The 23,625-nt window shown below is 69.2% G+C and carries 23 protein-coding genes and 1 pseudogene; 4 read left to right on the top strand and 20 right to left on the bottom strand.

The window, feature by feature from the left end:
* Window positions 1-156: 156 nt before the first annotated feature.
* The 4 genes from ABD255_RS15260 to ABD255_RS15245 form a co-directional block, all read right to left on the bottom strand.
* Window positions 157-1,263: a threonine aldolase family protein gene (locus tag ABD255_RS15260; protein ID WP_344214218.1), complete on the bottom strand. Its 1,107-nt coding sequence runs from the start codon at window positions 1,261-1,263 to the stop codon at window positions 157-159.
* 33 nt (window positions 1,264-1,296) lie between these two features.
* Window positions 1,297-1,992 carry an anti-sigma factor family protein gene (locus tag ABD255_RS15255; protein WP_344214216.1) on the bottom strand — a complete coding sequence of 232 codons (696 nt, stop codon included), beginning with the start codon at window positions 1,990-1,992 and terminating at the stop codon, window positions 1,297-1,299.
* Window positions 1,989-2,522, bottom strand: coding sequence for a sigma-70 family RNA polymerase sigma factor (locus tag ABD255_RS15250; protein WP_344214214.1), 534 nt, complete (start codon window positions 2,520-2,522; stop codon window positions 1,989-1,991). The genes ABD255_RS15255 and ABD255_RS15250 overlap by 4 nt, the downstream gene beginning before the upstream one ends.
* A gap of 135 nt (window positions 2,523-2,657) precedes the next feature.
* The gene (locus ABD255_RS15245) at window positions 2,658-3,173 is read right to left on the bottom strand and encodes a hypothetical protein (protein WP_344214212.1); all 516 of its coding nucleotides are present in this window, start codon (window positions 3,171-3,173) and stop codon (window positions 2,658-2,660) included.
* A gap of 94 nt (window positions 3,174-3,267) precedes the next feature.
* On the opposite strand from ABD255_RS15245, the gene ABD255_RS15240 reads away from it, so the two are divergent.
* A complete protein-coding gene (locus ABD255_RS15240) occupies window positions 3,268-3,597 on the top strand; it encodes a nuclear transport factor 2 family protein (RefSeq protein ID WP_344214210.1) in 330 nt (109 codons plus the stop codon).
* Here the strand turns inward: ABD255_RS15240 and ABD255_RS15235 are convergent.
* Together ABD255_RS15235 and ABD255_RS15230 are read right to left on the bottom strand one after the other, a co-directional pair.
* On the bottom strand, window positions 3,587-4,222 hold the full coding sequence (locus ABD255_RS15235) for a zinc-binding dehydrogenase (protein WP_344214208.1): 636 nt from the start codon (window positions 4,220-4,222) through the stop codon (window positions 3,587-3,589). The genes ABD255_RS15240 and ABD255_RS15235 overlap by 11 nt on opposite strands.
* A gap of 17 nt (window positions 4,223-4,239) precedes the next feature.
* A complete protein-coding gene (locus ABD255_RS15230) occupies window positions 4,240-4,815 on the bottom strand; it encodes a TetR/AcrR family transcriptional regulator (protein ID WP_344214206.1) in 576 nt (191 codons plus the stop codon).
* A 135-nt stretch (window positions 4,816-4,950) separates the two neighbouring features.
* Here ABD255_RS15230 and ABD255_RS15225 point away from each other — a divergent pair, with 135 nt between their 5' ends.
* Complete coding sequence (locus tag ABD255_RS15225; RefSeq protein WP_344214204.1) at window positions 4,951-5,211, top strand: hypothetical protein; 261 nt, start codon at window positions 4,951-4,953, stop codon at window positions 5,209-5,211.
* A gap of 33 nt (window positions 5,212-5,244) precedes the next feature.
* Here ABD255_RS15225 and smc read toward each other — a convergent pair whose 3' ends face one another.
* From smc to ABD255_RS15175, 10 genes are all read right to left on the bottom strand, one after another.
* Window positions 5,245-8,793 (bottom strand): chromosome segregation protein SMC, encoded by a 3,549-nt coding sequence (gene smc, locus ABD255_RS15220; protein ID WP_425554421.1) that lies wholly within the window; start codon window positions 8,791-8,793, stop codon window positions 5,245-5,247.
* A gap of 544 nt (window positions 8,794-9,337) precedes the next feature.
* Window positions 9,338-10,192 (bottom strand): bifunctional DNA-formamidopyrimidine glycosylase/DNA-(apurinic or apyrimidinic site) lyase, encoded by an 855-nt coding sequence (gene mutM, locus ABD255_RS15215; protein WP_344214200.1) that lies wholly within the window; start codon window positions 10,190-10,192, stop codon window positions 9,338-9,340.
* Between the two features lie 6 nt (window positions 10,193-10,198).
* A complete protein-coding gene (gene rnc / locus ABD255_RS15210; RefSeq protein WP_344214198.1) occupies window positions 10,199-10,933 on the bottom strand; it encodes a ribonuclease III in 735 nt (244 codons plus the stop codon).
* Window positions 10,934-10,946: 13 nt separating this feature from the next.
* A complete protein-coding gene (rpmF, locus tag ABD255_RS15205) occupies window positions 10,947-11,138 on the bottom strand; it encodes a 50S ribosomal protein L32 (protein ID WP_344214196.1) in 192 nt (63 codons plus the stop codon).
* A gap of 65 nt (window positions 11,139-11,203) precedes the next feature.
* Complete coding sequence (locus tag ABD255_RS15200) at window positions 11,204-11,728, bottom strand: YceD family protein (RefSeq protein WP_344214194.1); 525 nt, start codon at window positions 11,726-11,728, stop codon at window positions 11,204-11,206.
* Window positions 11,729-11,856: 128 nt separating this feature from the next.
* A complete protein-coding gene (gene coaD / locus ABD255_RS15195) occupies window positions 11,857-12,327 on the bottom strand; it encodes a pantetheine-phosphate adenylyltransferase (protein WP_344214192.1) in 471 nt (156 codons plus the stop codon).
* Window positions 12,320-12,883, bottom strand: a complete 564-nt coding sequence (rsmD, locus tag ABD255_RS15190) for a 16S rRNA (guanine(966)-N(2))-methyltransferase RsmD (protein WP_344214190.1) — start codon at window positions 12,881-12,883, stop codon at window positions 12,320-12,322. Before rsmD ends, coaD begins: the two co-directional genes overlap by 8 nt.
* A 138-nt stretch (window positions 12,884-13,021) precedes the next feature.
* A complete protein-coding gene (gene recG, locus ABD255_RS15185) occupies window positions 13,022-15,265 on the bottom strand; it encodes an ATP-dependent DNA helicase RecG (protein WP_425554420.1) in 2,244 nt (747 codons plus the stop codon).
* Window positions 15,262-17,052, bottom strand: a complete 1,791-nt coding sequence (locus ABD255_RS15180) for a DAK2 domain-containing protein (RefSeq protein WP_344214186.1) — start codon at window positions 17,050-17,052, stop codon at window positions 15,262-15,264. The genes recG and ABD255_RS15180 overlap by 4 nt, the downstream gene beginning before the upstream one ends.
* Window positions 17,053-17,062: 10 nt before the next feature.
* Complete coding sequence (locus ABD255_RS15175; RefSeq protein WP_344214183.1) at window positions 17,063-18,226, bottom strand: MFS transporter; 1,164 nt, start codon at window positions 18,224-18,226, stop codon at window positions 17,063-17,065.
* 64 nt (window positions 18,227-18,290) lie between these two features.
* Here ABD255_RS15175 and ABD255_RS15170 point away from each other — a divergent pair, with 64 nt between their 5' ends.
* Window positions 18,291-19,274, top strand: coding sequence for an SAM-dependent methyltransferase (locus ABD255_RS15170; protein WP_344214181.1), 984 nt, complete (start codon window positions 18,291-18,293; stop codon window positions 19,272-19,274).
* A gap of 146 nt (window positions 19,275-19,420) precedes the next feature.
* On the opposite strand, the gene ABD255_RS15165 is transcribed toward ABD255_RS15170, so the two are convergent.
* Window positions 19,421-19,867: a MarR family winged helix-turn-helix transcriptional regulator gene (locus ABD255_RS15165; RefSeq protein WP_344214179.1), complete on the bottom strand. Its 447-nt coding sequence runs from the start codon at window positions 19,865-19,867 to the stop codon at window positions 19,421-19,423.
* 69 nt (window positions 19,868-19,936) lie between these two features.
* On the opposite strand from ABD255_RS15165, the gene ABD255_RS15160 reads away from it, so the two are divergent.
* The gene (locus ABD255_RS15160) at window positions 19,937-20,632 is read left to right on the top strand and encodes a hemerythrin domain-containing protein (RefSeq protein WP_344214177.1); all 696 of its coding nucleotides are present in this window, start codon (window positions 19,937-19,939) and stop codon (window positions 20,630-20,632) included.
* 102 nt (window positions 20,633-20,734) lie between these two features.
* Here ABD255_RS15160 and rpmB read toward each other — a convergent pair whose 3' ends face one another.
* The 3 genes and pseudogenes from rpmB to ABD255_RS15145 form a co-directional block, all read right to left on the bottom strand.
* On the bottom strand, window positions 20,735-20,956 hold the full coding sequence (rpmB, locus tag ABD255_RS15155; RefSeq protein WP_344214175.1) for a 50S ribosomal protein L28: 222 nt from the start codon (window positions 20,954-20,956) through the stop codon (window positions 20,735-20,737).
* Between the two features lie 85 nt (window positions 20,957-21,041).
* The gene (locus ABD255_RS15150) at window positions 21,042-23,036 is read right to left on the bottom strand and encodes an aldo/keto reductase (protein WP_344214173.1); all 1,995 of its coding nucleotides are present in this window, start codon (window positions 23,034-23,036) and stop codon (window positions 21,042-21,044) included.
* Between the two features lie 31 nt (window positions 23,037-23,067).
* Window positions 23,068-23,298 (bottom strand): annotated as a pseudogene (locus ABD255_RS15145) (carbohydrate ABC transporter permease); the annotation flags it as partial.
* Window positions 23,299-23,625: the final 327 nt, after the last annotated feature.

Raw genomic sequence — 23,625 nt, 5'->3', positions numbered from 1 at the left:
TAATGGCCGATTCCCCTGCCCTCACCTCGGGCGACCGCCAGGAGGACGAGCCCCGACAGAACCAGCAGAACCACCATGGTGATGACGAACGTCAGCACTAGTTACTTCTCTCCCCGTTTGTTGCCGTGCACCAGCCTCACATCCAGTGCTACGAGCTCAGTCTTCCAGAAGTTCCCCGAAAGCCTTCGCCGCCTCGTCGACCTGCCACCGCAGCGTGGCCGGCATCACCACCAGCTCGATGTACGACCACCCCGGTACGTCGGCCGGCCGCCAGGTCCAGGACGTGAGCGACTCCCGGGTCGACTCCATCCGGCGGATCGTGGCGAGCTCCATCCTCTCCGCGGATCGCGGCGCGAAGAGCCGGAACGAGTTGGTGTGCGGCGGTTCGGGGAAGACCCGATATCCCACGCTCTGCAGGGAAACCGCGAGCTCGACCGCACGCTCGTGGAGGTCCCCCATCACCGGCAGGATGGTGCGGAGCCCCTCGCGCGCGGACACGGCGTACGGGAACAGGGTGAAGAGATTGCCGCCGAGCCTGCGCTGCCAGCGGCGTACTTCGGCGATGAGGTCCTCGGGGCCTGCCACCGCAGCCCCGCTCAAGCCGCCCAAGCCCTTGTAGAAGGACACGTACACCGTCGAAGCCAGTGCAGCGACCTCAGCCAGGCTGTGCCCCAAGTACGGCGTACTCTCCCAAAGCCGGGCCCCATCCAGATGCAGCGGCACTCCGCGCTCCGCGCAAGCGTCGGCGAACACCACCAGCTCATCCCAGCTCGGCAACACGTAGCCACCATCCCGCAGCGGCAACTCCAACGTGACAGCGGCCAACTGCCCCGGGATGGCGGCCAACTCGTCCGGCCGCGGCTGACGCGGGTCAGACGTCAACCGCTCGATCCGCAGATGGTGCACTTCCTCCAGCGCGTTCAACTCGTGCAGCAGCAAGTGCGACAACCCATGTACTGCGACGCGCTGCGTCCCCGCGCGGTCGGCGTACACGCGGAGCACGCTCTGCTGCGCCATGATCCCGCTGGGCATGAACACGGCCGCCGGCTTGCCCAGCAGGTCCGCGACCTCCTTCTCCAGCAGCTCGACCTCGCCGCCACCGCCGTAGACGTCCCAGTCGTCCTCGGTCGCCACCTGGGCGAACGCGCTCAGCGCGTCACTCACCAGAGCCTTGCGGCCACCCAGCCAGCGGGTGCAGTCAGCCGCGGCCGCCTTGCGCCTCGACCGGAGATCTTCGGGAGCTTCAGTAGTCGGGGAGTTCACCCTTCAATCCTCTCCGACCCGGCAACCGGATTCTCAGACGGGTGTGGTGACCACGTTCTCGCCCTGGACGGTCCTCACCTGGACCGACGTCACCTGGTCGATCGGGAGCAGCACGCCGCCGCTGAAGCGGCTGCCTTCGCGTGCCGCCTTCTCGGAGATCACCCAACTGCCGGCCACGTAGGTCTTACCGGCCTTGTCGGTGACGAGCATCTCGCACTCGGCGCCGGCCTTCAGGCCACCGGTGATCTTCACGTTGATCCAGCTCCAGCCGGCCCGCGGCTCCACCGTCGTCGCCATCGTCGCGCCGGTCGTCGCGTCGGTCGCGGTGACCACCTTCGACCCGGCGGGCGGAGTACCGGCTGTGTCGTCGACCGACTGCCGGCCGATCAGTACGCCGCCGCCCAGCGCGCCCGCGATCAGCACGAGCGCGGCAGCGACCAGCAGCCAGACGTTGCGCTTCTTCTTCTCCACGACGGGAGCGGGCTCGGCGGCAGCCGAGCGAACCTCGCGCAGCGTGCGCTGCAACAGCAGGTCGCCGTCGGGCGGCGGACCGTCCAGGAACGCCTCGGGCGGTACCTCGCCGAGGAACTCCTTCATCTCCTCGAGCTCGGCCAGCTCCTGGCGGCAATCGGCGCAACCGGCCAGGTGCTCGTCGACCTCGCGGACCTCGTCGGGGTCCAGCGCGCCGAGGGCGTAGGCACCCAGCTGCGAGTGATCGTGATCGCTCATCGGGCCACCTCCGCTTCTGGTCCGGCCATCACCGCGCGGAGCGCTCGGAGGGCGTAATACGATCTCGATTTCACGGTACCGGGCGGTACACCCAGCTCCTTCGCCGCCTCCGTCACGGACCGGCCGCGGTAGTACAGCTGCACCAGCACCTCGCGGTGTTCCGGCGACACCTGGTCGAGCGCCTCCAGCACCACCATCGTGTTCACCACGGACTCGGAGTGGTCGCCCTCCACCGGTGGGCGGTCCTCCACCTCCGCCACCTCGGCCGGCCGGACAGCTCGCGCCCGGGCCCGATCGGTGACGATGTTGCGGGCGACCGTGAGCAGCCAGCCGCGGACGGACCCCTTGCCCTCGACCAGGTCGTCGGCGTGCTTCCACGCGCGCACCAGAGTCTCCTGGACGACGTCCTCGGCGGCAGCCCGATCACCGGTCAGCCTGGTCGCGTAGGCGAGCAGGCTGCGGCCGTGCTCGGAGTACAGCGAGCGGATCAACGCTTCTGCTGCCTCTGGACGGCGGTCCGTGGTCCCCACCGCTGTCCTCCCGGCCTCGACTGTCGCGGTCGATCGTACGATAGGCGATTCGCCGACGGCACGGACCGCAGGGCCCCATGCGGGGTCCTGCAGCACGCAACCGGTCGACTCCATCGGGTCAGCCTGCTTGCTTGCTCAGTAGCCGCTGTTGCCGGAGCCGGAGGCCTCCTTGGTGATCTTCTTGCCGTCCGGGCCCACCACCCACCAGACGCCGCCGACGGCCTGACCCTTGGCCTCGCCCGCCTTCGTGTCCTGGTCGAACTGATAGAGCGGCAGACCCGCCAGGGTGATCTGCTTGCTGCCGTCCGTCCGGGTCACGGTGCCGACCAGTGACGCGTCGACTCCGTCCAGTTCCGGCGTACCGGTACCGGCGAGCGCCGGCGGCCACTTCGTCGCGCAATCGCCGTCGCAGTTGGATTTCGACGGGTCGGCGGTGTCCTTGTCGAACACGTAGAGCGTCCGGCCGGTGCCGTCGACGACGATCTTGCCGAAGTCGCCGACGTCGGCCGTGGCGAGCTTCGCGTTCGCGGCCGCGGGGGCCGACTGGCTGGTTCCGGGGCCGGAGGCGGGGGTGTCCTCATCACCACCGCAGGCGGTCAGGGCGGCCAGGCCGAGGACGGCCGAGCCGATGACGACAGCGATGCGCTTCATGGGGTTTCTCCTTGGCTAGTTGACCGTTCGACACCCTCCACACGGATGGGCGGCCGGACCGGTTCACAGGCGAACCCCTGGTTATCGTTACGTTATGAGTATTGACGAGAGCGTGCCGGCCGCTGTCCGGCGGATCCTGACCGCGGTGGACGAGCAGGACGCCGACGCGTTCGTCGCCGCCTTCGCCCCCGACGGTTTCGTCGACGACTGGGGCCGGCAGTTCCGCGGCCCGGAGCGGATCCGGTCCTGGAGCGACAACGAGTTCATCGGCAAACGCGTTACCTTCTCCGGCACCGAGGTATCCACTCCGGGCAACCCGATCACCCTCGCCACCCAGGTCGGCGGCGACGGCTTCAACGGGCCCTCGCACTTCACCTTCGACGTTCAGGCCGACCTGGTGGCGTCGATGACGATCACGGCCTGAACAGGATCTTCCCCGAGCGTCCCGGCTGCCGCGCGTGGTCGAGCGCCTTGCGGTACTCGGCCACCGGGTAGGTCGCCTCGACCCTGCCCTGAAGTGTGCCGTCGGCAACAGTTCGACCGGCTCGACGTAGGTGTTCTCGATCTCCTCCCGCGGGCGCGTTCGGCAACCAGTTCGGGATCCAGAGCCCGCGCACCGCCACCTGCCGATAGATCGTGTCCGCCAGTCCGACCCGCGCCGGCTGACCCGTCACGGACGAGTAGCTGACCACCGTGCCCTCGAACTCCAGCGCCTGTGCCAGCGCACCCGTGGTCGCGTCACCAGTCCCGTCGAGCACCAGCTTCAACTGCTGCTGCCCCAGCGCCGCTTTGATCCGCTCGGCCAGGTCATTGCCATCGACAACCACCAGGTCCGCCCCCGCGGCCCGCAACTGCTCCGCCGCCTCTTCCCGCCGTACTACGCTCAGCGTCTTCACCCCGGCCCGCTTCGCGAGCGCGATCACGTACTGACCCACGGCCGAGTTCCCCAGGTTCTGGCCGACCCAGTCCCCCGGCTTCAGATCGACGTACTTCGTCAGCGCCAGATGCGCGGTCAGCGGGTTGACCCCCACCTGCTCCACCTGCTCCACGTCGCCCCCGTCATGGTTCAGACCGCGAGCAGGCTGCGGAAGGTGAGGTCGAAGAAGCTGTCGAACACGTCGGCCGACTTGAACGCGCGCGCCTGGATCAGGGTGCCTTCCCAGGCGCTCAGGAGGAAACGCGCGGTGGCGTCAGGATCGAGATCGGCCCGGACACTGCCGGCCTCCTGTCCTTCGGCGAGCGCGGCGCTGAGCAACCCGGCCCAGTCGACGAAGCCCTGATGGACCGTTTCCCGGATCGCCTCGCTGTGGTCGGCGATCTCGGTGCCGAAGTTGCCGAGCATGCACCCCCTGGCGACTCCCGCGCCGACCGTCTGGTCGCGGAGGAACTCGAAGTGCCCCCGGATCCGGGCGACCGGCTCCACCGACCTGTCCGCGAGATCCGGCATCCGGGTGCTGTCGCCGTACCGCTTCAGGGCCACGATCGCGAGCGCTTCCTTGCTCTCGAAGTGGTTGTAGAACGACCCCTTCGGGACTCCGGCGCGATCGGTGATGTCCTTCACCGCCGCCGCGTTGTATCCCCGCTCGTGGAACTGCGCGAGGCCCGCCTCGACGATCTCTTCCCGCATGCTCTGCCGTGCCATGTCTCCAATATGACCGACCGTCTTAACCAAGTCAAGCGGTCACCTGGTCAGCACTGATTCAGCCGGACAAGGCGGGGTACTCGCCGGGGTACACGACCATGTTCCGGAGAGGAAGCCATGTCCTGGTGGTCCCGGGTGACAGAGAAGCTGTCGCGCAAGAAGCTGGGTCATGAGCTCGGTGAGAGCGACGCTCCGGCCGACACCGAGCACGAGGCGGCCACCCGTGCGACCGGCGGCGTGGCCGGCTCCGACGACGGGGATCGGCTGAGCACGACCGGCACCGGCCCGAACGAGACCTTTGTCGGCCGCGCGTCCGGCGGCGACGACCTCGGCTACGCGGGCGAGACCGGCGCCGAAGCCCGGGCCGAGGCCGAGAAGCGCGACGAGCCCAGCTAGGTTCCCGCAGAACGGAACCGAGCCGGGCTGAAGTCAGGCAGGTTCTGACTCGCGGATGCGCTGGGAGATGACGGCGGAGACGCCGTCGCCGCGCATCGTCACGCCGTACAGGGCGTCGGCGACCTCCATGGTGCGCTTCTGGTGGGTGATCACCAGCAGTTGGCTGTTCTCGCGCAACTCCTCGTAGATCTCCAGCAGGCGGCCCAGGTTGGTGTCGTCCAGCGCGGCCTCGACCTCGTCGAGGATGTAGAACGGCGACGGGCGCGCCTTGAACAGGGCGACCAGGAACGCCACCGCGACCAACGACCGCTCACCACCGGACAGCAGCGACAGCCGCTTCACCTTCTTGCCGGGCGGCCGAGCCTCGACGTCGATCCCGGTACTGAGCATGTCGCTCGGGTCGGTCAGCACCAGCCGGCCCTCACCACCGGGGAACAACCGGCTGAAGACGTGCTCGAAGGCGACCTCGACGTCGCGGTAGGCCTCGGTGAAGACCTGCTCGACCCGGTCGTCGACCTCCTTGACGATGTCCATCAGGTCGCGGCGGGACTTCTTCAGGTCGTCGAGCTGCTCGGACAGGAAGCGGTGCCGCTCCTCCATCGCGTCGAACTCCTCCAGCGCGAGCGGGTTGATCCGCCCCAGCTGGTTCAGCGCCCGCTCGGCCTGCTTCAGCCGCTTCTGCACCTTGGCCCGGTCGAACGGCTCGCCCTCGAGCTCCAGGGTGTTCTCGTCGCCGTCCTTGGGCAGCGGCGGCACCAGCTGGTCCGGCCCGTACTCCGCGATCAGTGCCTCGACCTCGGTGCCCAGCTCGCCCAGCGCCTTCTCGTACAGGGCCTCCAGGCGCATCTTCTGCTCGGCCCGGGCCAGCGCGTCCCGGTGGACGGTGTTCGTCAGCTGCTCGAGCTCGCTGCTCATATTCCGGGTCGTCGAGCGGGCCTGGGCCAGCGCCTGCTCCCGGTCGGCCCGCTGCGCCTGGATCGCCGAGCGCTCGGACGCCGCCATTTGCAGGGAGTTCTCCAGCCGGGCGAGCACGTGCCCAGCTGCCAGATGCACGGCCTGCGCGGCCTCGGACTGACGCGCCCGTCGTGATGCGCGAGCGATCGCCCGGGCCCGCGCCTCGCGCTCCTGGCGGGCAGCACGCTCCAGCGAGTCGGCCCGCCCGGACAGGGCCCTCGCCCGCTCCTCGGTGGTCCGCAGCGCCAGTCGCGCTTCCATCTCCGCGGCCCGGCCGGCCTTGGCCTCTTCGGCGAGCCGGTCGCGCTCGGTCGGGTCGGGCTCGTCGCCCTCGTCGTCGCCGTACTGCTCGACGTCGTTCAGGCGCTGTTCGAGGTCCGCGAGGCCGGTCAGGTTCCGGTCGCGCTCGGCCTCGGCGGCCGCGATCGCCTCGCCCATCCGCTGGGCCTCACCGCGCGACGCCTTCGCCAGCGACCCGAACTGGGCCAACTGCTCGGCGACCGCCGCCATCGAGGCGTCCGACTCGTGCAGCCGGGCAAGCGCGATCTCGACGGACTCCTTCTGCCGCGACCGCTCGTCCTCCATCGCCGACAGCTCGAACCGCAGCCGCTCGCTCCGCGCGGTGGCCTCGGTCAGCTTCTCCGACGCCTCGTCGATCGCGGCCTGCACCTCGATCAGGCTCGGCGCCGCGTCCGACCCGCCGTACGCGAAGTGCGCACCCAGTACGTCGCCCGCGCGGGTGGTCGCCAGAACGTCCGGCAGGTGCCGCACCAGTGACTGCGCCGCGGGTACGTCATCGACGACGGCGACCTTGCGCAGCAGGCGGCGAAGCGCCGGACGCAGCTTCTCCGGGCAGTCCACGACCTCGACCGCGTACGTCGCGCCGTACGGCAGCGAGGGCCACGACGCGGAGTCATCAGCAGGGGCGTCACCGAGGAGCAGCCCGGCGCGGCCGAGATCGTGCTCCTTCAGGTGCCCGACCGCCTCAAGCGCGGCCTGCGTGTGGGTCACGGCGACCGCGTCGGCGGCTTCTCCCAGCGCTGCGGCGATGGCGGTCTCGTAGCCGGCTCGCACGCTCAGCAGCGCGGCCACCGAGCCCATCAGGCCGGTCACTTGCTCGGAGGCGGCCAACAGGGCGCCGGCACCGTCCTTGCGGCTCAGACCCAGCTCCAGGGCCTCCTTGCGGGCGGCCAGGCCGGTCCGCTCCCGCTCGGCGTCGCGCTCCTCGGCCCGCAGCTTGGTGAGGCGCTCCTCCAGCTCGTCCAGGACGCTCTGGGCTGCCTCGTACTCCTCGTCCAGGCCGCGTTCACCGGCGTCGAGCCCAGCCACCTGGGTCTCCAGCGCGGTGAAGTCGTGCTGAGCCTTCGCGGCCCGCTGCTCCGCTTCCCGCATGTTGGCGGCGAGCCGCCCGATCTCGGACTCGGCGGCAGACGCGCGGCTCTTGAGCGCGTTCACCTGGCCGGTCAGCCGGGCCATTCCCTCCCGGCGGTCGGCGGCGGCCCGGATCAGCGCCGCGATCCGGCGCTCCTCCTCGGCATGCTGCGCCTCCAACTGCTGGCGACGCTCGATCGCCTCGGCGAGCAGCTCGGAGTGGGCCTCGACCTCGGCCTCGATCTGCGACTCGGTCTCCCGGACCCGGGCGGCCTCCAGCTCGAGCTCCTCGGGGTCCCGCCCGGTGCGAGGCTCCTCGGCCTCGTCGTTCAGCGACCGGATCCGGTCCGCGGCGATCCTGGCGGTGCCCTTGATCTTTTCGCTGAACCCGGACAGCTGGTACCAGGTGTCCTGCGCGGCCTGCAGGGCCGGCGCGTCGGTGCGCAGCGCGTCCTCCAGCTCGGCCTCGAGATCCCGTGCCTCCCGCAACGCGGCCTCGATCTGAGTGCGCTTCTCGGTCAGTGCCGCCTCGTCCTTGAGCTCGGCCTCGAGCGCGGACTGGGCCTGCACGATGTCGTCGGCGAGCAGCCGGGACCGGCCGTCGCGGACCTCCGCCTGGATCGTCACCGCCCGCCGCGCCACCTCCGCCTGGCGCCCGAGCGGCTTCAACTGGCGACGGATCTCGGCGATCAGGTCACCGAGGCGGTGCACGTTGCCCTCGGTGGACTCCAGCTTCCGCAGCGCCTTCTCCTTGCGCTTGCGGTGCTTCAGCACCCCGGCGGCCTCCTCGACGAAGCCGCGGCGGCCCTCGGGGGTGGCGCGCAGGATCGAGTCGAGCTGGCCCTGGCCGACGATGACGTGCATCTCGCGGCCGATACCGGAGTCGCTGAGCAGTTCCTGGACGTCCAGCAGCCGGCAGTTCTGGCCGTTGATCTGGTAGTCGGAGCCGCCGTTGCGGAACATCGTCCGGGAGATGGTGACCTCGGCGTACTCGATCGGCAGCGCGCCGTCGGTGTTGTCGATGGTCAGCACCACCTCGGCGCGGCCCAGCGGGGCGCGGCCGGAGGTGCCGGCGAAGATGACGTCCTCCATCTTGCCGCCGCGCAGGGACTTCACGCCCTGCTCGCCCATCACCCAGGCGAGACCGTCGACGACGTTGGACTTTCCGGAGCCGTTCGGGCCGACGATGCAGGTGATCCCCGGTTCGAAGTTCATCGTCGTGGCCGACGCGAAGGACTTGAAACCTCGGAGCGTCATGCTCTTCAGGTACAAGGCGAAGCTCCCAACCCGTGAAAGGACAGACGATACCGAAAGGAACCGTCGTAACTGCTGGTGACGCTGCCGCTACCCGGGGGAAGTAGTTCCACTGGTGAGTCTACCTAGGGCAGACATGAAACCGGCGGAGGCCCGGACGGGGGCCGCCGCCGTGGGTGGTGCGGACGGTGATGTGGTGCGGCTTCGGTGGTTCAGACCGAAGCGGGGGCGCGCAGAGCCTCGTCTACTGTGAGCAGACGTCCGTCGTGTACGGCTGCGACCAGATGGTCGTTCTCTGCCTGCAGGCGCATCACGTGCGCCTCCAGATCGGCGACACGCCTATTGAGCAGACGAACCTGCTCGAGCATGCGCGGGTCAGTGCCTCCAAGGTGCCCTAGAAGAGCCTTGGCCATTGTGCTGTCCTCCGGAAGGGTTCTGGCAGTTTGGCGCCCCTGGTCCGCGGAGCGCAGAATTGTGTGCCGTCTTTCAGGGTGACACCGCCTACGCCAAGGGTCAACCTGAGCTACGTCAATTAACGATATCTCGCTCACCACCGGGCGTGTCGCGGCGCCGGCTGACACTTCGGGCAGCGGAACGAGGAACGGTTCATGAACGCTTCGCGACGAATCGGCCGGCCGTCGCGCGGGCACGGCGAACCTTCTTGTCCGTAGACCGCGAGACCCCGCTCGAAATAGCCGGATTCCCCGTTCACGTTGACGTACAGCGCGTCGAAACTGGTCCCGCCGACGTCCAGCGCGGCCGCCATCACTTCCCGGGCGTGGCGCAGGATTTCCCTTATCTGCAAGGGTTTCAGCGTCTCCGTGGCCCGGGCGTAGTGCAGCCTGGCACGCCACAAAGCCTCGTCGGCATAGATGTTCCCGACTCCGCTGACCAGCGACTGGTCCAGCAGCGCGCGCTTCAGCCCGGTCTTCCGCGCCCTCACCCGGGCGACGAAAAGGTCCTCGTCGAACAGGGGATCGAACGGGTCGCGGGCGATGTGAGCGATCTCCCCGGGCAGTTCGGCGCCACCCTCGGAGTACGACAGACCACCGAACATCCGCTGGTCCAGAAAACGGACCTCTCCACCGTCGTCGGCGAACCGGAATCGCACCCTCAGGTGCTTCTCGTCCGGCGTGCCGACCGGCTGGACCCGGAACTGCCCGCTCATCCCCAGGTGGGCCAGGACGGCGTCCCCGGACTCCAGCGGCAGCCACAGGTACTTGCCGCGCCTCGCCGGCGCCGCGAACGTCTGACCCTTGAGCTTGGCGACGAAATCGTCCGGCCCGGCGAGGTGACGGCGTACCGGCCGGGGGTGCAGCACCTCGACGCCGTCGATCGTCCGGCCGGCGGTGAAATCCGCGAGTCCGCGGCGAACGACCTCTACCTCGGGAAGCTCAGGCACCGGGCACTAGGGCTGCTGGGACGGGTCTGTGCTGTCGGGGTGGGCGGCCCTGAGGGCCTTCCACGCCGTTTCGGCGGCCTGCTGCTCGGCTTCCTTCTTGCTCCGGCCGATGCCGTGCCCGTAGGTGTCCGACCCGATCCGCACCCGCGCCTCGAAGGTCTTGGCGTGGTCGGGACCGGACTCGGCGATCACGTACTCCGGCACGCCGACGCCCAGCTGCGCCACGAGCTCCTGCAGGCTGGTCTTCCAGTCCAGGCCGGCGCCCAGCCGTGCCGACGACTCCATCAGCTCGTCGAACAGCGTGTGCACCACCCGGCCGGCGACCTCGAAGCCACGGTCCAAGTAGACCGCGCCGATCAGCGCCTCGACGCAGTCGGCCAGGATCGACGACTTGTCGCGCCCGCCGGTGGCTTCCTCGCCGCGGCCGAGCCGCAGGTACTTGCCGAGCTTCAGCTCGCGGGCGACGCCCGCCAGCGCGCGCATGTTGACCACAGCGGCGCGCAGCTTGGCGAGCCGGCCCTCGGAGAGGTCCGGATGATTGCGGAACAGCGACTCCGTGACGATGACGCCGAGCACGGAGTCCCCGAGGAACTCCAGCCGCTCGTTGGTCGGCAACCCACCGTTCTCGTACGCGAACGAACGATGAGTGAAGGCGTGCTCCAGTAGTTCGTCAGCCAGCGATACGCCGAGCCGCTGGTTCAGCTCGGCGTAGAGCCCCGTCTCGTTGACCGAATTATTCACTGGGTGGTGCCGTTTAGCTCTCGACGACCTGGCGACGCTCGCCCTTCGCGCCGTACTGGCCGCAGGTCGGGCAAACGGTGTGCTGCAGGTGCTTGGCGCGGCAGGCGGGGTTCACGCAGGTGACCAGGGCCGGCACAGTGGCCTTCCACTGGGCCCGGCGGTTCCGGGTGTTGCTGCGCGACATCTTCCGCTTCGGAACGGCCACGGTTATGACTCCTCGGTTCGGCCGGGGGCTTGCGACCCGGCCGGCTGGCTGGTGAATGTCTTGGTCTAGCGGTCTTGCGGTCGTTCATCCTGCTGCGGGAGCAGGCCACTCAGAGCGGACCAGCGTGGGTCTACCCCATCCTCGTGCTTGTGCCCGGGCTCGTCCGACAGGCGCACCCCACACTCGGGGCACAATCCCGCACAGTCGTCCGTGCACAGCGGCTGGAACGGCAGTGCGAGCACCACCTGGTCCCTGAGCGCCGGCTCGAGGTCGATCAGATCGCCCTCCATCCGGCTGGCCTCGTCCGGCTCGGCGTCACTCTCCGGGTAGACGTACAGCTCCTGGACGTCGGCGAGGAACTCCTCCTCGACATCGACCAGGCACCGCGCGCACTCCCCGACCAGACGGCCACTGGCCGTACCGGTGACGAGCACCCCTTCGACAACCGCTTCCAGCCGTAGATCGAACTGGATCGGGTCGCCCTCGGGGACGCCGATCACGTCGATCCCGAGATCGGCCGGTGCCGGTGCCGTGAAGGAGACTTCGCGCTGGGACCCGGCGCGGCGCGACAGCTCGTGGGTTTCGATCACGAGTGGGGACCGCGGGTCCAAGACGCTCAGGACATCCCTTTCAGGCGTGGGCAGGCAGAATCTCGGTCTCAACAAGACCGGTGGACAACACTACCAAGTTCCCACCGTCCGGCCCAATCCGGGGCGGCTCAGAGCGTGCCGAGCAACCTCTGATGGACGATCGGCGGCAGGAAATCCTCCACCGGACCGCCGAGTCTCGCAATCTCCTTGACCAGGCTGGAGGAGATGTAAGCGTTCTCCGGCGCCGTCGGCAGGAACAGCGTGTCGACCCCGGACATCTTGCGGTTCATCTGGGCCATCTGCAGTTCGTAGTCGTAGTCGCCGCCCGCGCGCAGGCCCTTGACGATCACCTGGGCCTGCTCGGCCCGGCAGTAGTCGACCAGCAGCCCCTCGAAGGTGCCGATCCGGACGTTGCCGAACGGCTCGGTGATCGCGGTCAGCATCTCGAGCCGTTCCTCGACGCTGAACAGCCGTTTCTTGGACTGGTTCACCCCGGCCGCGACGATCACCTCGTCGAAGGCGACGGCCGCCCGGGCGATGATGTCCAGGTGCCCGTTGGTGGGCGGGTCGAAGGTCCCCGGGAAGACCGCTCTACTCATGGCGGTGACCGTACCAAAGCCGGGCTTCGCCGTACTTGCGATCGCGCAGCGCCGTGAACCCCTCCGGCCACTCCCACGGCTCCCGTTTGCCCCGCTCGACCACCACCACCGCGTCCGCCGCGAGCCAGCCGTTCGCGACCAGCGAGGTCAGCACCCCCTGCAGTTCAACGGTTTCCAGCAGGTACGGCGGGTCGGCGACGACCAGGTCGAACGGCCCGGCCGAATTGTCGCCTGAGGCAACCTTCTCGGCCGGCCTGACCAGCAGCGTCGCTCCAGGCAGCCCCACGGCCTTGATGTTCGCGGCGATCACGTCGGCGGCCTTGCGGTCGGCCTCGACGAGCACGACCCGCTTGGCGCCCCGGGACAACGCCTCCAGCCCGATCGCGCCCGACCCGGAGTACAGGTCGAGCACGGACAGGCCGTCGAAGCCGCCGAACTCCGCCTCCAGCGACGAGAACATCGCCTCCCGGACCCGATCGGCGGTCGGCCTGGTCCCACTCCCTGCCGGTACGACGATCCGCCGCCCGCCCGCCACTCCCCCGATGATCCTGGTCACGGGGCCTCCCGCGCCGCAGGCGCGGCATCGAACACAGTCACGGGGCCTCCCGTTCTGGACTGAGGAGCGCAGCGACGAGGGAAGAACGGGAGCTACAGCCCCGTGACCCCCGCGCCGGAGGCGCGGCATCGAACACAGTCATGTCTTCTCCAGGTAGTCGGTCGCCTCGGACTCCAGCGCGCTGCGGACGAAGGAGCGGAGTACGGGGTAGTCCGTCAGTTCCGGGTCCACCGAGATCAGCGAGTTCGCCACGTGCCGGGCGGTCAGGATGATCTCCTCGTCGCGGAGCACGCTGAGCAGCTTCAGGCTGGTCCGGCGGCCCGACTGCGCGACGCCCAGGACGTCGCCCTCGCGGCGGTTCTCCAGGTCGATCCGGGACAGCTCGAAGCCGTCCGTGGTGGACGCCACGGCATCCAGCCTGCCGCGGGAGGCGGAGGCCGGCCAACTGTCGGTGACGAGCAGGCAGAGGCCGGGCACCTTGCCCCGGCCGACCCGGCCCCGCAACTGGTGCAACTGGGAGATGCCGAACCGGTCGGCGTCCATCACCACCATCGTCGAGGCGTTCGGCACGTCCACGCCGACCTCGATCACCGTGGTCGCGATCAGTACGTCGATCTCGCCGGCCGCGAACCGGGACATCACCGAGTCCTTCTCGTCGGCCGGCAGCCGCCCGTGCAGGATCTCCACCCGCAGGTCGCCCAGCACCTGCTCGAGCACCTCCGCGACCTGGATCACCGAGATCGCCGGGCGCGGCTTGCCCTTGGCCCCGGCCTCGTCCTCGGCACCCGCGGCGAATTCGCCCTCCTCGTCGGCGGCGTTCTTCACCTCGTCACCGATCCGCGGGCACACGACGTACGCCTGGTGGCCCTTCTGCACCTCCTCGCGGACCCGCTCCCAGGCCCGCTCCAGCCAGGCGGGGCGTTCCTTGGCCGGGACCACCGAACTCTTGATCGGCGAGCGTCCGGCCGGCAGTTCGGTCAGCGTGGACACGGCGAGATCGCCGAAGACGGTCATCGCGACGGTCCGCGGGATCGGTGTCGCCGTCATCACCAGCACGTGCGGGGTCGCGTCTCCCGACTTCTGGCTGAGCGCGGCCCGCTGCTCGACGCCGAACCGGTGCTGCTCGTCAACGACCACCAGGCTGAGATCGGCGAACTGCACCTTGTCCTCGAGCAACGCGTGAGTGCCGACCACGATGCCCGCCGAGCCACTCGCCGCGTCCAACATCGCCGTACGCCGGGACGCCGCGTTCAGGGATCCCGTCAGCAGGCCCACCCGGGTGGCGCGTTCGGCGCCGCCGAGCATGCCCTGCTCCGCGAGCTCGCCGAGCATTTTCGTCAGGGTCTTGTGGTGCTGCGTGGCGAGCACCTCGGTCGGGGCGAGCAGAACCGCCTGGCCGCCCGCGTCGACCACCGACAGCATCGCCCTCAGCGCGACCACGGTCTTGCCCGAGCCGACCTCGCCCTGCAGTAGGCGGTGCATCGGATGCGGCCGGGCCAGGTCCGCGAAGATCTCCTCGCCGACTTCGGCCTGCCCCTCGGTCAGCTTGAACGGCAGCCTGGCGTCGAAGTCGTCCAGCAGACCACCTTCGGCCCGCGGTCGCGGTACGGCCTTGAGCGCGTCCGTGACGGCCCGGCGCTGGGCCAGAATCGTCTGCATCACCAGAGCTTCCTCGAACCGGAACCGCTTCTGCGCGACCTCCCAGTCCTTCTCGGTCTCCGGCAGATGCACCTTCTGCAAGGCCTCGCGCAGCCCGATCAGCTTCTCCTTCTTCCGGATCAGCTCGGGGATCGGGTCGTCCAGCTCGTCGAGGTTGTCCAGGACGATCTTGATGCTGCGCTCGATCGTCGCGGTCGGCAGCTTCGCGCTGGCCGGGTAGAGCGGCCGGAACGGCTTGGCCCGGCGCTCGATCTCCTCCTCGCTCAGGTCCTCCTCGTCCAGGATCTCGGTGCCGGGGCCCTTGAGCTGCATGATGTCGCGGAACATCGTCACCTCGCCCCAGAACAGCGCCGCCGTCCCGGCGGTCAGCTTGTTCGCCAGCCAGGGTTGGTTGAAGAAGGCGAGCTCGAGGTCGTTGCGGCCGTCGGTGACGACCACCTTGGTGATCGTCTTGTGCCGGCGGTACTTGTTCACCTCGTCCGGCCGGATCTCCTGCTTGGAGTCCAGCGAGCGCACAGTGACCTTCTTGACCCGCCCGCTGACCGTCGCCTGGTCGCCGACCTCCAACTCGTCGAAGGGAGTCAGCTCGCCCTTCTTCAGGTAGCGCCGCGGATAGTGCCGCAGCAGCTCGCCGACGGTCTCGATGCCGAGCACGTCGGAGAAGGTCTTGGCCGTCTTCGCGCCGACGAAGTCGCGAAGCTTGCGGTCCATGTCTGTCTTCATTCCACCCCGATCAGCAACGGGTACCTGCCTTGTCCTCCGTCGTACACCACGACGTCGACATCCCGGCGGTTCCGCCGCACGTGCCGCACCAGCGCGTCGACCAGACCGGGGTCCGCGTCCCGGCCCGTCACCACCGTCATCAGCTCGCCGCCACCGCCCAGCAGGCGGTCCACGACGCCGGTCGCGGCGGTCTCCAGGTCGTCGGTGATGAGGACGAAATCACCATCCACCACGCCGAGCGCGTCGCCGATCCGGCAGGTGCCGGCCATCGTCCAGGCGTCCTTCACCGCGATCGTCACGGCACCGTGCCGGGTCTGCCCGGCCGCCGCGGACAGCTGCACCACGGCGTCGTCGAAGCTGCGGTCCGGGTCGTGCACCGCGATCGCCGCGAGACCTTGGACCTGGGCCCTGGTCGGAATCACCGCCACCCGTACGCCGCTCTGCCGGGCCGCGGTGGCGGCCGCCTCGGCCACGGCGATCGAATCCTTGTCGTTCGGCAGCAGCACGATCTCGGGTGCACCCGATCGCTCGATCGCCTTCAGGAGCTCGCCGGTCGAGCACCGCCTGCCGGGTCCGCCTCTGACCACCACGGCACCGGCTTCAGTGAACAGCTGGGCCAGTCCGTCGCCGGCCGCGACCGCGATCACGGCCCGGCTCACCACCGGCTCGTGGTGCGCCAGGTCGGCGAAGTGCGTCACCCGGATCCGGTGCGGGCGGCCGATCCCGATTCCCAGCTCGACCGCGGCGCCCACGTCGTCGGTGTGCACGTGGACGTTCCACAACTCGTCCCCGCCGACCACCACCACCGAGTCGCCGAGCCCCGCGAGCTGCTGCCGGAACTCGCCGATCTTCTCGTCCGGCGCGTCCAGCAGATACATCACCTCGTACGCCGGTCCGTCCGGGTCCAGGTCGTTGCCCCGGTCCGCCACGTCGAGCCCCGGGCGCGGCACGACCGGCATCCGCGGGGGCACGCCGGTGGTCGCGGCCGGACCTCGCCCGGACAGCACCGACTCCATCGCTCCGAGGATCACCACCAGGCCCGCGCCTCCCGCGTCGACGACTCCCGCTCGGCGGAGCTGCTCCAACTGCTGGGTCGTCTTGGTCAGGGCCACTCGCGCTGCACCTACGGCCGCCAGACAGACCTCAGGCAGGCTCTTCCCTGCGTTGGCCGCCTCCATCGCCGCGTTGGCGGCTTCCCGGGCGACGGTCAGCATCGTCCCCTCAACCGGCTGCGCCACAGCCCCATAGGCCGCATCGGCCGCGAACACCAACGCATCGGCGAACGCCGCCGCCTCACTCATCCGAGGATCAGCCAGGATGGGCCGCCCAGCATCCGCCCCGGGCTGCAGGGTACGCCGTGCGTCACCTACAGCAGGGGCCCCTGCGACACCTGCAACATCCGCTGTTCTTCGTCTTCCGGCCGCAGCGGATGCAGCGTCTCCGGCCGCATGGCCGCCCCGGCCCGCCCCCTCAGGAAGGTTCTCGGCCAGGCGCAGGCCGCAGGCTCGGACTAGTTGGGAGGTGATGACGCCGGAGTTGCCGCGGGCGCCGAGCAGGGCACCTCGGCCGAACGCCTGAACCGCCTCGGCGAAGGTCAGCTCCCCCTCGGGCAGCGCGTCACACGCCGCCTCCCAGGTCAGGTAGAGGTTGGTGCCGGTATCACCGTCGGGGACCGGGTACACGTTGAGCTCGTCGATCTCCACCCGAGCCCGGCCGAGCTCCGACAGCGCAGTACGGGCCCAGCTCCGTAGTACGGCTGTCGTCAGCACCTCTCCACGCACGTCCACGCCCGGAAGGCTAACCGCTCCCCACCCGATCCGAGTCGAGTGAGGCAGAGACCAGGCCGATCACCGCGCCGAGCGCGAGGACCACACCGAGGGCGACGTAGCCGTATCCAAGGCTCGCCAGGGTGGCGACACCCGCGACCAGCAGCGGCCCACCGGCGTCCCCGAGCTCCCGCCCCACCTCGGCGGCTCCCATGGTCTGACCAAGCCGCGCCTGCGGGGTGGACGCGGCCAGGGCCGCGAAACCGAGCGGAGTGATCAGCCCTGTCCCGACCCCGATCAGCACCGCCGCTGCCAGCACTCCCACCAGACCTGACAGCGCTGCGCAAGCCAGACCCATCGCGGCCAGTGCCAGGCCGACGGAGAGTCCGGTCTTCGTCGTGAGCCGACCAGCGTCCAGTGCCCGGCCCGCCCGGGGCTGGACCAAAGCAGCAGTCGCGGCCAGCACGGACACAGCTGCACCGGTAGCTATAGGCCCCAGGCCCGCCGCAGCGCCCGTCACCGGCAGGAAGCCCACCCCCACTGACAGAGCCGCAGTAGCGCTTGCCAACGCCGCCGTCGGCCGCAGGAAGACAGGGTCCGCAAGCCGTCGCCCCAGATCCAACAGCGTCTGCCGAGCCCGCGGCAACGGCGGCACAGCCGGTACTGCGAACAGCGCCCAGCCGGCCACCACCAGCCCCATCACAGTCATCACCACGAACAACAGCCTCAGCCCACCCGCCCACACCAGTGCGCCGCCTAGTAGCGGCCCCAGCGTGTAGCCGATGCTCTTGTAGAACCCGTAGCTCCCGAAAGCGCGACCGTGTCTCGCGGCCGGGTTGAGCCTTGCTACCAGCGCTGAGGCGGCAGGTGAGAACGCAGACGCAGCCGCGCCTTGTCCGAGTCGAGCCGCCCACAACCACCCTGAGCTGTCCGCTACCGCGTAGAGCCCGGACGCCACGGCGAATCCGACCAGTCCGAACAGCAGCACCGGCCGGGCTCCGACCCGATCCGCGAGGGCGCCGAACACCGGCTTGAGAATCACCTCGGCACCGTCGTAGAGGGCTAGTAGGAGGCCGAGGGTCAGCAGCGAACGCACCGCGTCCTCGGAGAACCCACCGAGATTGGCCGCCACCGAGTGCGCCCCGAACGCGGTCGTGAATCCGGCCGCGTACAGCGGACCCATCTGCCTGCTCACCCACACATCCTCTCGCCAGGTCGCCCGGCACTTACTATGGGTCGTGCTTCCTTTGCTCTTCTCTGTGGCGACCGACAGCTACGACGCGGCGCTCCGGGAGATCCGGGAGGAGTTCGGGCCGAAGGTCCGGCTCGAGCGGGTCAGCGGGGATCTCGGGCGGATCGTCGAGAACGGGCCGTCCATCGAGGAGTTGGCCGACGCCTGCGATCGCGGGCGGATCATGTTCGTCCGGCATCTGACCGTCGAGATCGCGAGCTTCCCGGTCGACGAGGTGCCGCCCGCGCATGAGTTGGCCAAGTTGGTACTGGCCGAGCTGCCGCGGCATCCGAAGGTCCTCGCGGTGCAGACCTGGACGGACGGAGCCGGCACCGGCGGCTCGTACTACCACTTGCTGGAAGAAGCGCTCGGCGCCCGCGGGATCGAGCTCGCCCGGGCCGGCCAGGATCTCGTGGTCTCCTGCTTCGTGTCGAGGAAGGCCGTCGTCCTGGGCGTGAACCGGCTCGAGCACAGTCTGTCCGACTGGCCGGGTGGGCGGATGCGGCTGGCGCGCTCCGACGACCGGGTCTCGCGGTCGGAGTTCAAGCTCGAAGAGGCGATCCAGACGTTCGGCCTGCGGCTGCCCGAGGGTGGCAAGGCGCTCGACCTCGGCGCCAGCCCAGGCGGTTGGACGCGGATCCTGCGGCAGTACGGCCAGGAGGTCTGGTCGGTGGATCCCGGCGAGCTGGACCGGCGAGTGACCGCGGATCGCCGGGTCCACCACGTCGGTACGACGGCCGGCGAGTTCTTCCGGCGCAACCAGATCCGCTTCGACGTGGTCGTGAACGACATGCGGATGGACCAGGTCCTCAGCGCCCGGGTGATGCTCGACGCGGTTCCACACCTGCGCCGTGGCGCCCTCGCGATCGTCACTCTGAAGGGCGGCGGCCGCAATCCCCTGGACTCGGCCCGCCGTGGGATGGACGTCCTGCGCAAGGAGTACGACGTACTCCACGCCCGTCAACTCCACCACAACCGCAAAGAACTGACGGTCATCGCCAAGGCCCGCTGACCGCAGCAACCGCCCACGGCTGACCGCGGCGGCGGTCGCGGCTGACAGCGGCGGCGGTCGCGCCGACCACGACCGCGAGCCCGGAGCCGACACGCCTACCCGCCTACCCCGCCGCGCCGAATCGGTTGCCCCCGCCGGAGTTCAGCTCACGGCTGCCCGGCGGTGAGGAGTTCGGTCAGCAGTCGTCGAAGCTCGGCATGCCCGTCGGCACCGAGGATCCGGTCGATCCGCTCCTCGATCCCCTCGATGGTCGCGATGCCTGCGGCGATGCACTCGTGGCCGCGGGGCGTCAGCATGATCAGCTTCGCCCGCCGGTCACTCGGATCCGGTTGCCGCTCGACGTACCCCAGTTCTTCCAACTCGTCGACGAGCTCCCCCATCGCCTGCGGTGACATGTTCGCGCCGCGGGCCAGCACGCTGAGGCGGCTCCCCTGAGGACTGATCTGGGCGAACACCGCGGAGTGGGAAGGCTTCTGCGGGTAGCCCGCGCCGACTACCCCGTCGACGATCTGGAACCCGAGCAGGCTGTACGCACGCCCGAGCATCGCGATCGTGTTGGCCGCTTGGTCGGGCGGCTCTTGCGCTGTCACCATTTCATCAAGTATACCTGATTATCAGGGTCACCTGAGCAACTCCGAGCGCCAATCGACAGGAGGCGCGCCATGAAGAGCAGCAGCACCGGAGGTCCGAGGACCGCGCCGCCGGACTCGTCTCCGCCCCGCACCGAGGAGATGGCGGTGATCCACCGTATCTTCCGCCGCGGCTTCCCGATGGTCGCCGACCTGGTACGGCGAACCCCGCCGGGCGACACCGCGCGTGCCGACGTGATCGCCGCGCATCTCGACTTCCTCCTGAACGGCCTTCACCACCATCACAGCGGGGAGGACGAGCACATCTGGCCCCGGCTCCTCGAGCGCGCCGCGCCGCAGGCTGAACTGATCGGCCGGATGGAGAAGCAGCACGAGGTACTGGCCGAGCGGTCGGCGAGGGTACGCACTGCCCTGGCTGCCTGGCGAGAGACACCGGCGGGCGGCGAGGGGTTGGCGACGGCGCTGGACGAGTTCACCGACGCCCTCCTCGAGCACCTCGACGACGAGGAGGCCAACGTCGTCCCCCTGATCCGCGCACACATCACTGCCGACGAGTGGCGGCGGCTCGGTCAGGAGACGTTCGAGAAGTTCACCAATCCCGAGAAACTGATCGCCACCGGCACGCTCGAGGATGTCGCGACCCCCGAGGAGGCGGAGTGGTTCACCGGCGACCTGCCACTCCCGATCAGGGTGATGTGGCGGCTGCACGGCCGGCGTCACTACGCCCGCTACGTCGCCCGTCTTCGCGGAACTGCGGGACGCCCCTAGCACTACGGCAGCGCTCGACCTGGGAACACCAGTAGGCGCCCGGGATAACCCGGGCGCCTGAGTGGCCCTACACGGAGGTCGGCCTACGGGAGGCCGGAAGTTCTAGCCGACGACGCGCTGAACCTTGCCCGCCTTGATGCAGGACGTGCAGACCTTCAGCTTCGTGGGCGTGCCCTTGATGATCGCGCGGATCGGCTGAATGTTGGGGTTGAACCGCCGCGGCGTACGAGCCTTGACCCGGCGGATCATCGCGCCCTTGCCGAGCCGGGCGACGCTGTTGCCGAACATCGGCTTCTTGTCACAAATATCGCACTTCTTAGACATGATTCTCCGTGTATAGGGTCGAGACACCGACAGACCATGTTACACAGCGGTCTGAGCGTCTACCAATTCGGTCCCAGCCTGGGGTTCAGCCGAGATCAGCCGCTGTTAGCCACGCCACATCCTCGGCCGACAACGACACCGCGAGCCCCGGCAAAGAGGTCCGGGTCTCGCTGATCTGCCGCGGCCCGATCAGGGGGAAGACCGGGTACGACTGGTGCAGCAACCACGCGAGCGCGATCGCCGTCGGCTCCACACCATACTTGCTCGCCAACTCCCGGGCCCGGCCCAACCGCTCGAAGTTGCCGTCGGAGTAGAAGCAGCGCACCAACTCGTCGTCCGACCGGTCCTCCGGCTGCGCCCGCCCGGTGAAGAACCCGCGTGCCTGGCTCGACCACGGGAACAGCGCGACCTGCCGGTCCCGCAGCCACGCCTGCGACTCGTCGTCGCTGACATGGCGGCAGCCGGCCCACGGTACGTCGTACGCGCGCGCCAGGCTGAGGTGGTTGCTCAGCAACGTGAACGGCTGCTTCCCGTTCGCCGCGGCGTAGGCGTTCGCCTCGTCGAAACGCGCGGTGGACCAGTTGGACCCGCCGTACGCCTTGATCCGGCCGGCCCGGAAGTGCTCGTCCAGGACGTCGACGAACTCCCCGACCGGGATCTCCTCGTTGTCCCGGTGCATCAGGTAGAGGTCGACGTGGTCGGTCTGCAACCGCCGCAGCGACTCCCCCAACTGCCGGGTGATCGACTCCGGGTCGCAGTGCGGCGTGTGCGCACCCTTGCCGATGACAACCACCTCGTCCCGGTTGCCGCGGGACCTGATCCACTGGCCGAGCAACTTCTCGCCGCGGCCGCCGCCGTAGATGTACGCCGTGTCGAACGTCGTCCCGCCGCGCTCGACGAAGTCGTCGAACATCGTGGCGGCGTGGGTCAGCGTCTCCTGGTTGTCCACGCCCATCACGAGCCGCGACACCTGCTTGTCGAGTCCGGCCACCTCCCCGTACGTCATCGGGGCGTCGTCGCGGCGGATCAGCGGTCGCCCGGTCGCCGTCGGAATGACGGCGTCCTCGCGCTCGCTCGCGTACTGCTGGCCGATCAGCTTGCGCCACTCGTCCTGGACCGCCAGGTTGCCCATGGTGTCGGCCCACGACATCTCCGGAGCCTGCCGCTGCTCGATCGCCGCCGCGACGGCGTCCGCCTCGGCCGCGTAGATGAAGGCAGGTTCCGCGGAGATGTCCCGCGGCTCCTCCCCCACCTTGTGCACGGTGACGTGGGTCGGCTTGCCGTCGCCGCCGAACCACGGGTCCTCGACGACCAGGTAGCCCTCGCTGCCGAGGACGCGGACCCGGTTCTCGTCGCCGAGCCGGACTCCCGTGCTGACCTGCGCGGTCATCCCGGAGTCGAAGAAGAGCGTCGCCACGGACCACTCGTCCGCACCGGTCTCCCCCACCTGACCGACCGCGGTCACCGCCGCCGGATCGGCGTACGGCGCTCCGATGGCCGCGCCGGCGATCAGCCGCGCCATCGAGACCGGGTAGCCGCCGACGTCGAGGATGCCGCCGCCGGCCAGTTCGTCGGCGAAGATCCGGCTCTCGGCGCGGAAGGCGGCCTGGAAGGCGAAGGACGCCTGGATCTGGTGCACCGTGCCGATCGCGCCGTCCTGGATCAACTGGGCGATCAGCTTGGTCTGCGGCAGGCAGCGGTACATGTACGCCTCCATCAGGAAGACGTCGTTGCGTACCGCGGCCTCGATCATCGCCGCGGCCCAGGCCCGGTTGATCGCGAGCGGCTTCTCGCACAGCACGTGCTTGCCGGCCTCGGCGGTCTTGATCGCCCACTCGGGATGCAGCGGGTGGGGGGTGGCGATGTAGACCGCGTCGACCGTGTCGTCGTCCAGGAGTTCCTGGTACGACCCGTGCCGGTTCGGGATGCTGTAACGGTCGGCGAACTCTCCCGCCGAGTCCGTACTGCGACTGCCGACCGCGGCCAGTTCGCCGGTGGTCGACGACGGGAGCTGGCCGGCGAACCGGGAGGCGATGTTGCCGGTCCCCAGGATTCCCCAGCGGAGCTTGGTGTTGGGCACAGAGGTTCCCCTCGGAAGTGTGTGGGCAGGGTCAGAACTTCATCGCGCCGGCGGCGATGTCGGCGATGAAGTGGCGGCCACCGATGATGAAGACACCGATCAAGGGGATCACGCTCATCAGTGCTCCCGCCATCACCATGCTGTAGTCGGTGCCGTAGCCACCGTTCAGCTGCTGCAGGGCGACCTGCAGGGTGAGCTTGTTCGGATCCGTCATCACGATCAACGGCCACAGGTGGTCGTTCCAGACGTTGATGAAGGTGAAGCTGGGCCCGGCTCCTTGGTGGTCACCGCGGTCGTCCTGCGAATCGTCGCGCTGACGGCCATCTCGGATCGCCCCCACCCGGGTGAGTTCGCGGTCGACCTGGCGCTGCGCGTCCCGCCAGGCCTGCTCGGAGGTCTTGCCATGAACCGCCTCACCTACACCTTCGCGTCGCCACTGGGAGGGGCACTTTCGATGTTCGTTTGCGCGAGAACTTGTCGGGAAATGTTCAGGCCCGTCAAGGGAAGCGCATACCAACTGAACCGGTCAAGGGGTTAAGCCGCGGCTGCCCCGGCCAGTCTCGAACAGTGGACGGCTGACAGGATGGCG

Origin of the sequence: Kribbella sancticallisti (assembly GCF_039530625.1) — a bacterium.
GTDB classification, from domain to species: domain Bacteria; phylum Actinomycetota; class Actinomycetes; order Propionibacteriales; family Kribbellaceae; genus Kribbella; species Kribbella sancticallisti.
Note: the sequence above shows the minus strand (reverse complement) of the source record. Positions and strands in the feature narration are given on the sequence as shown.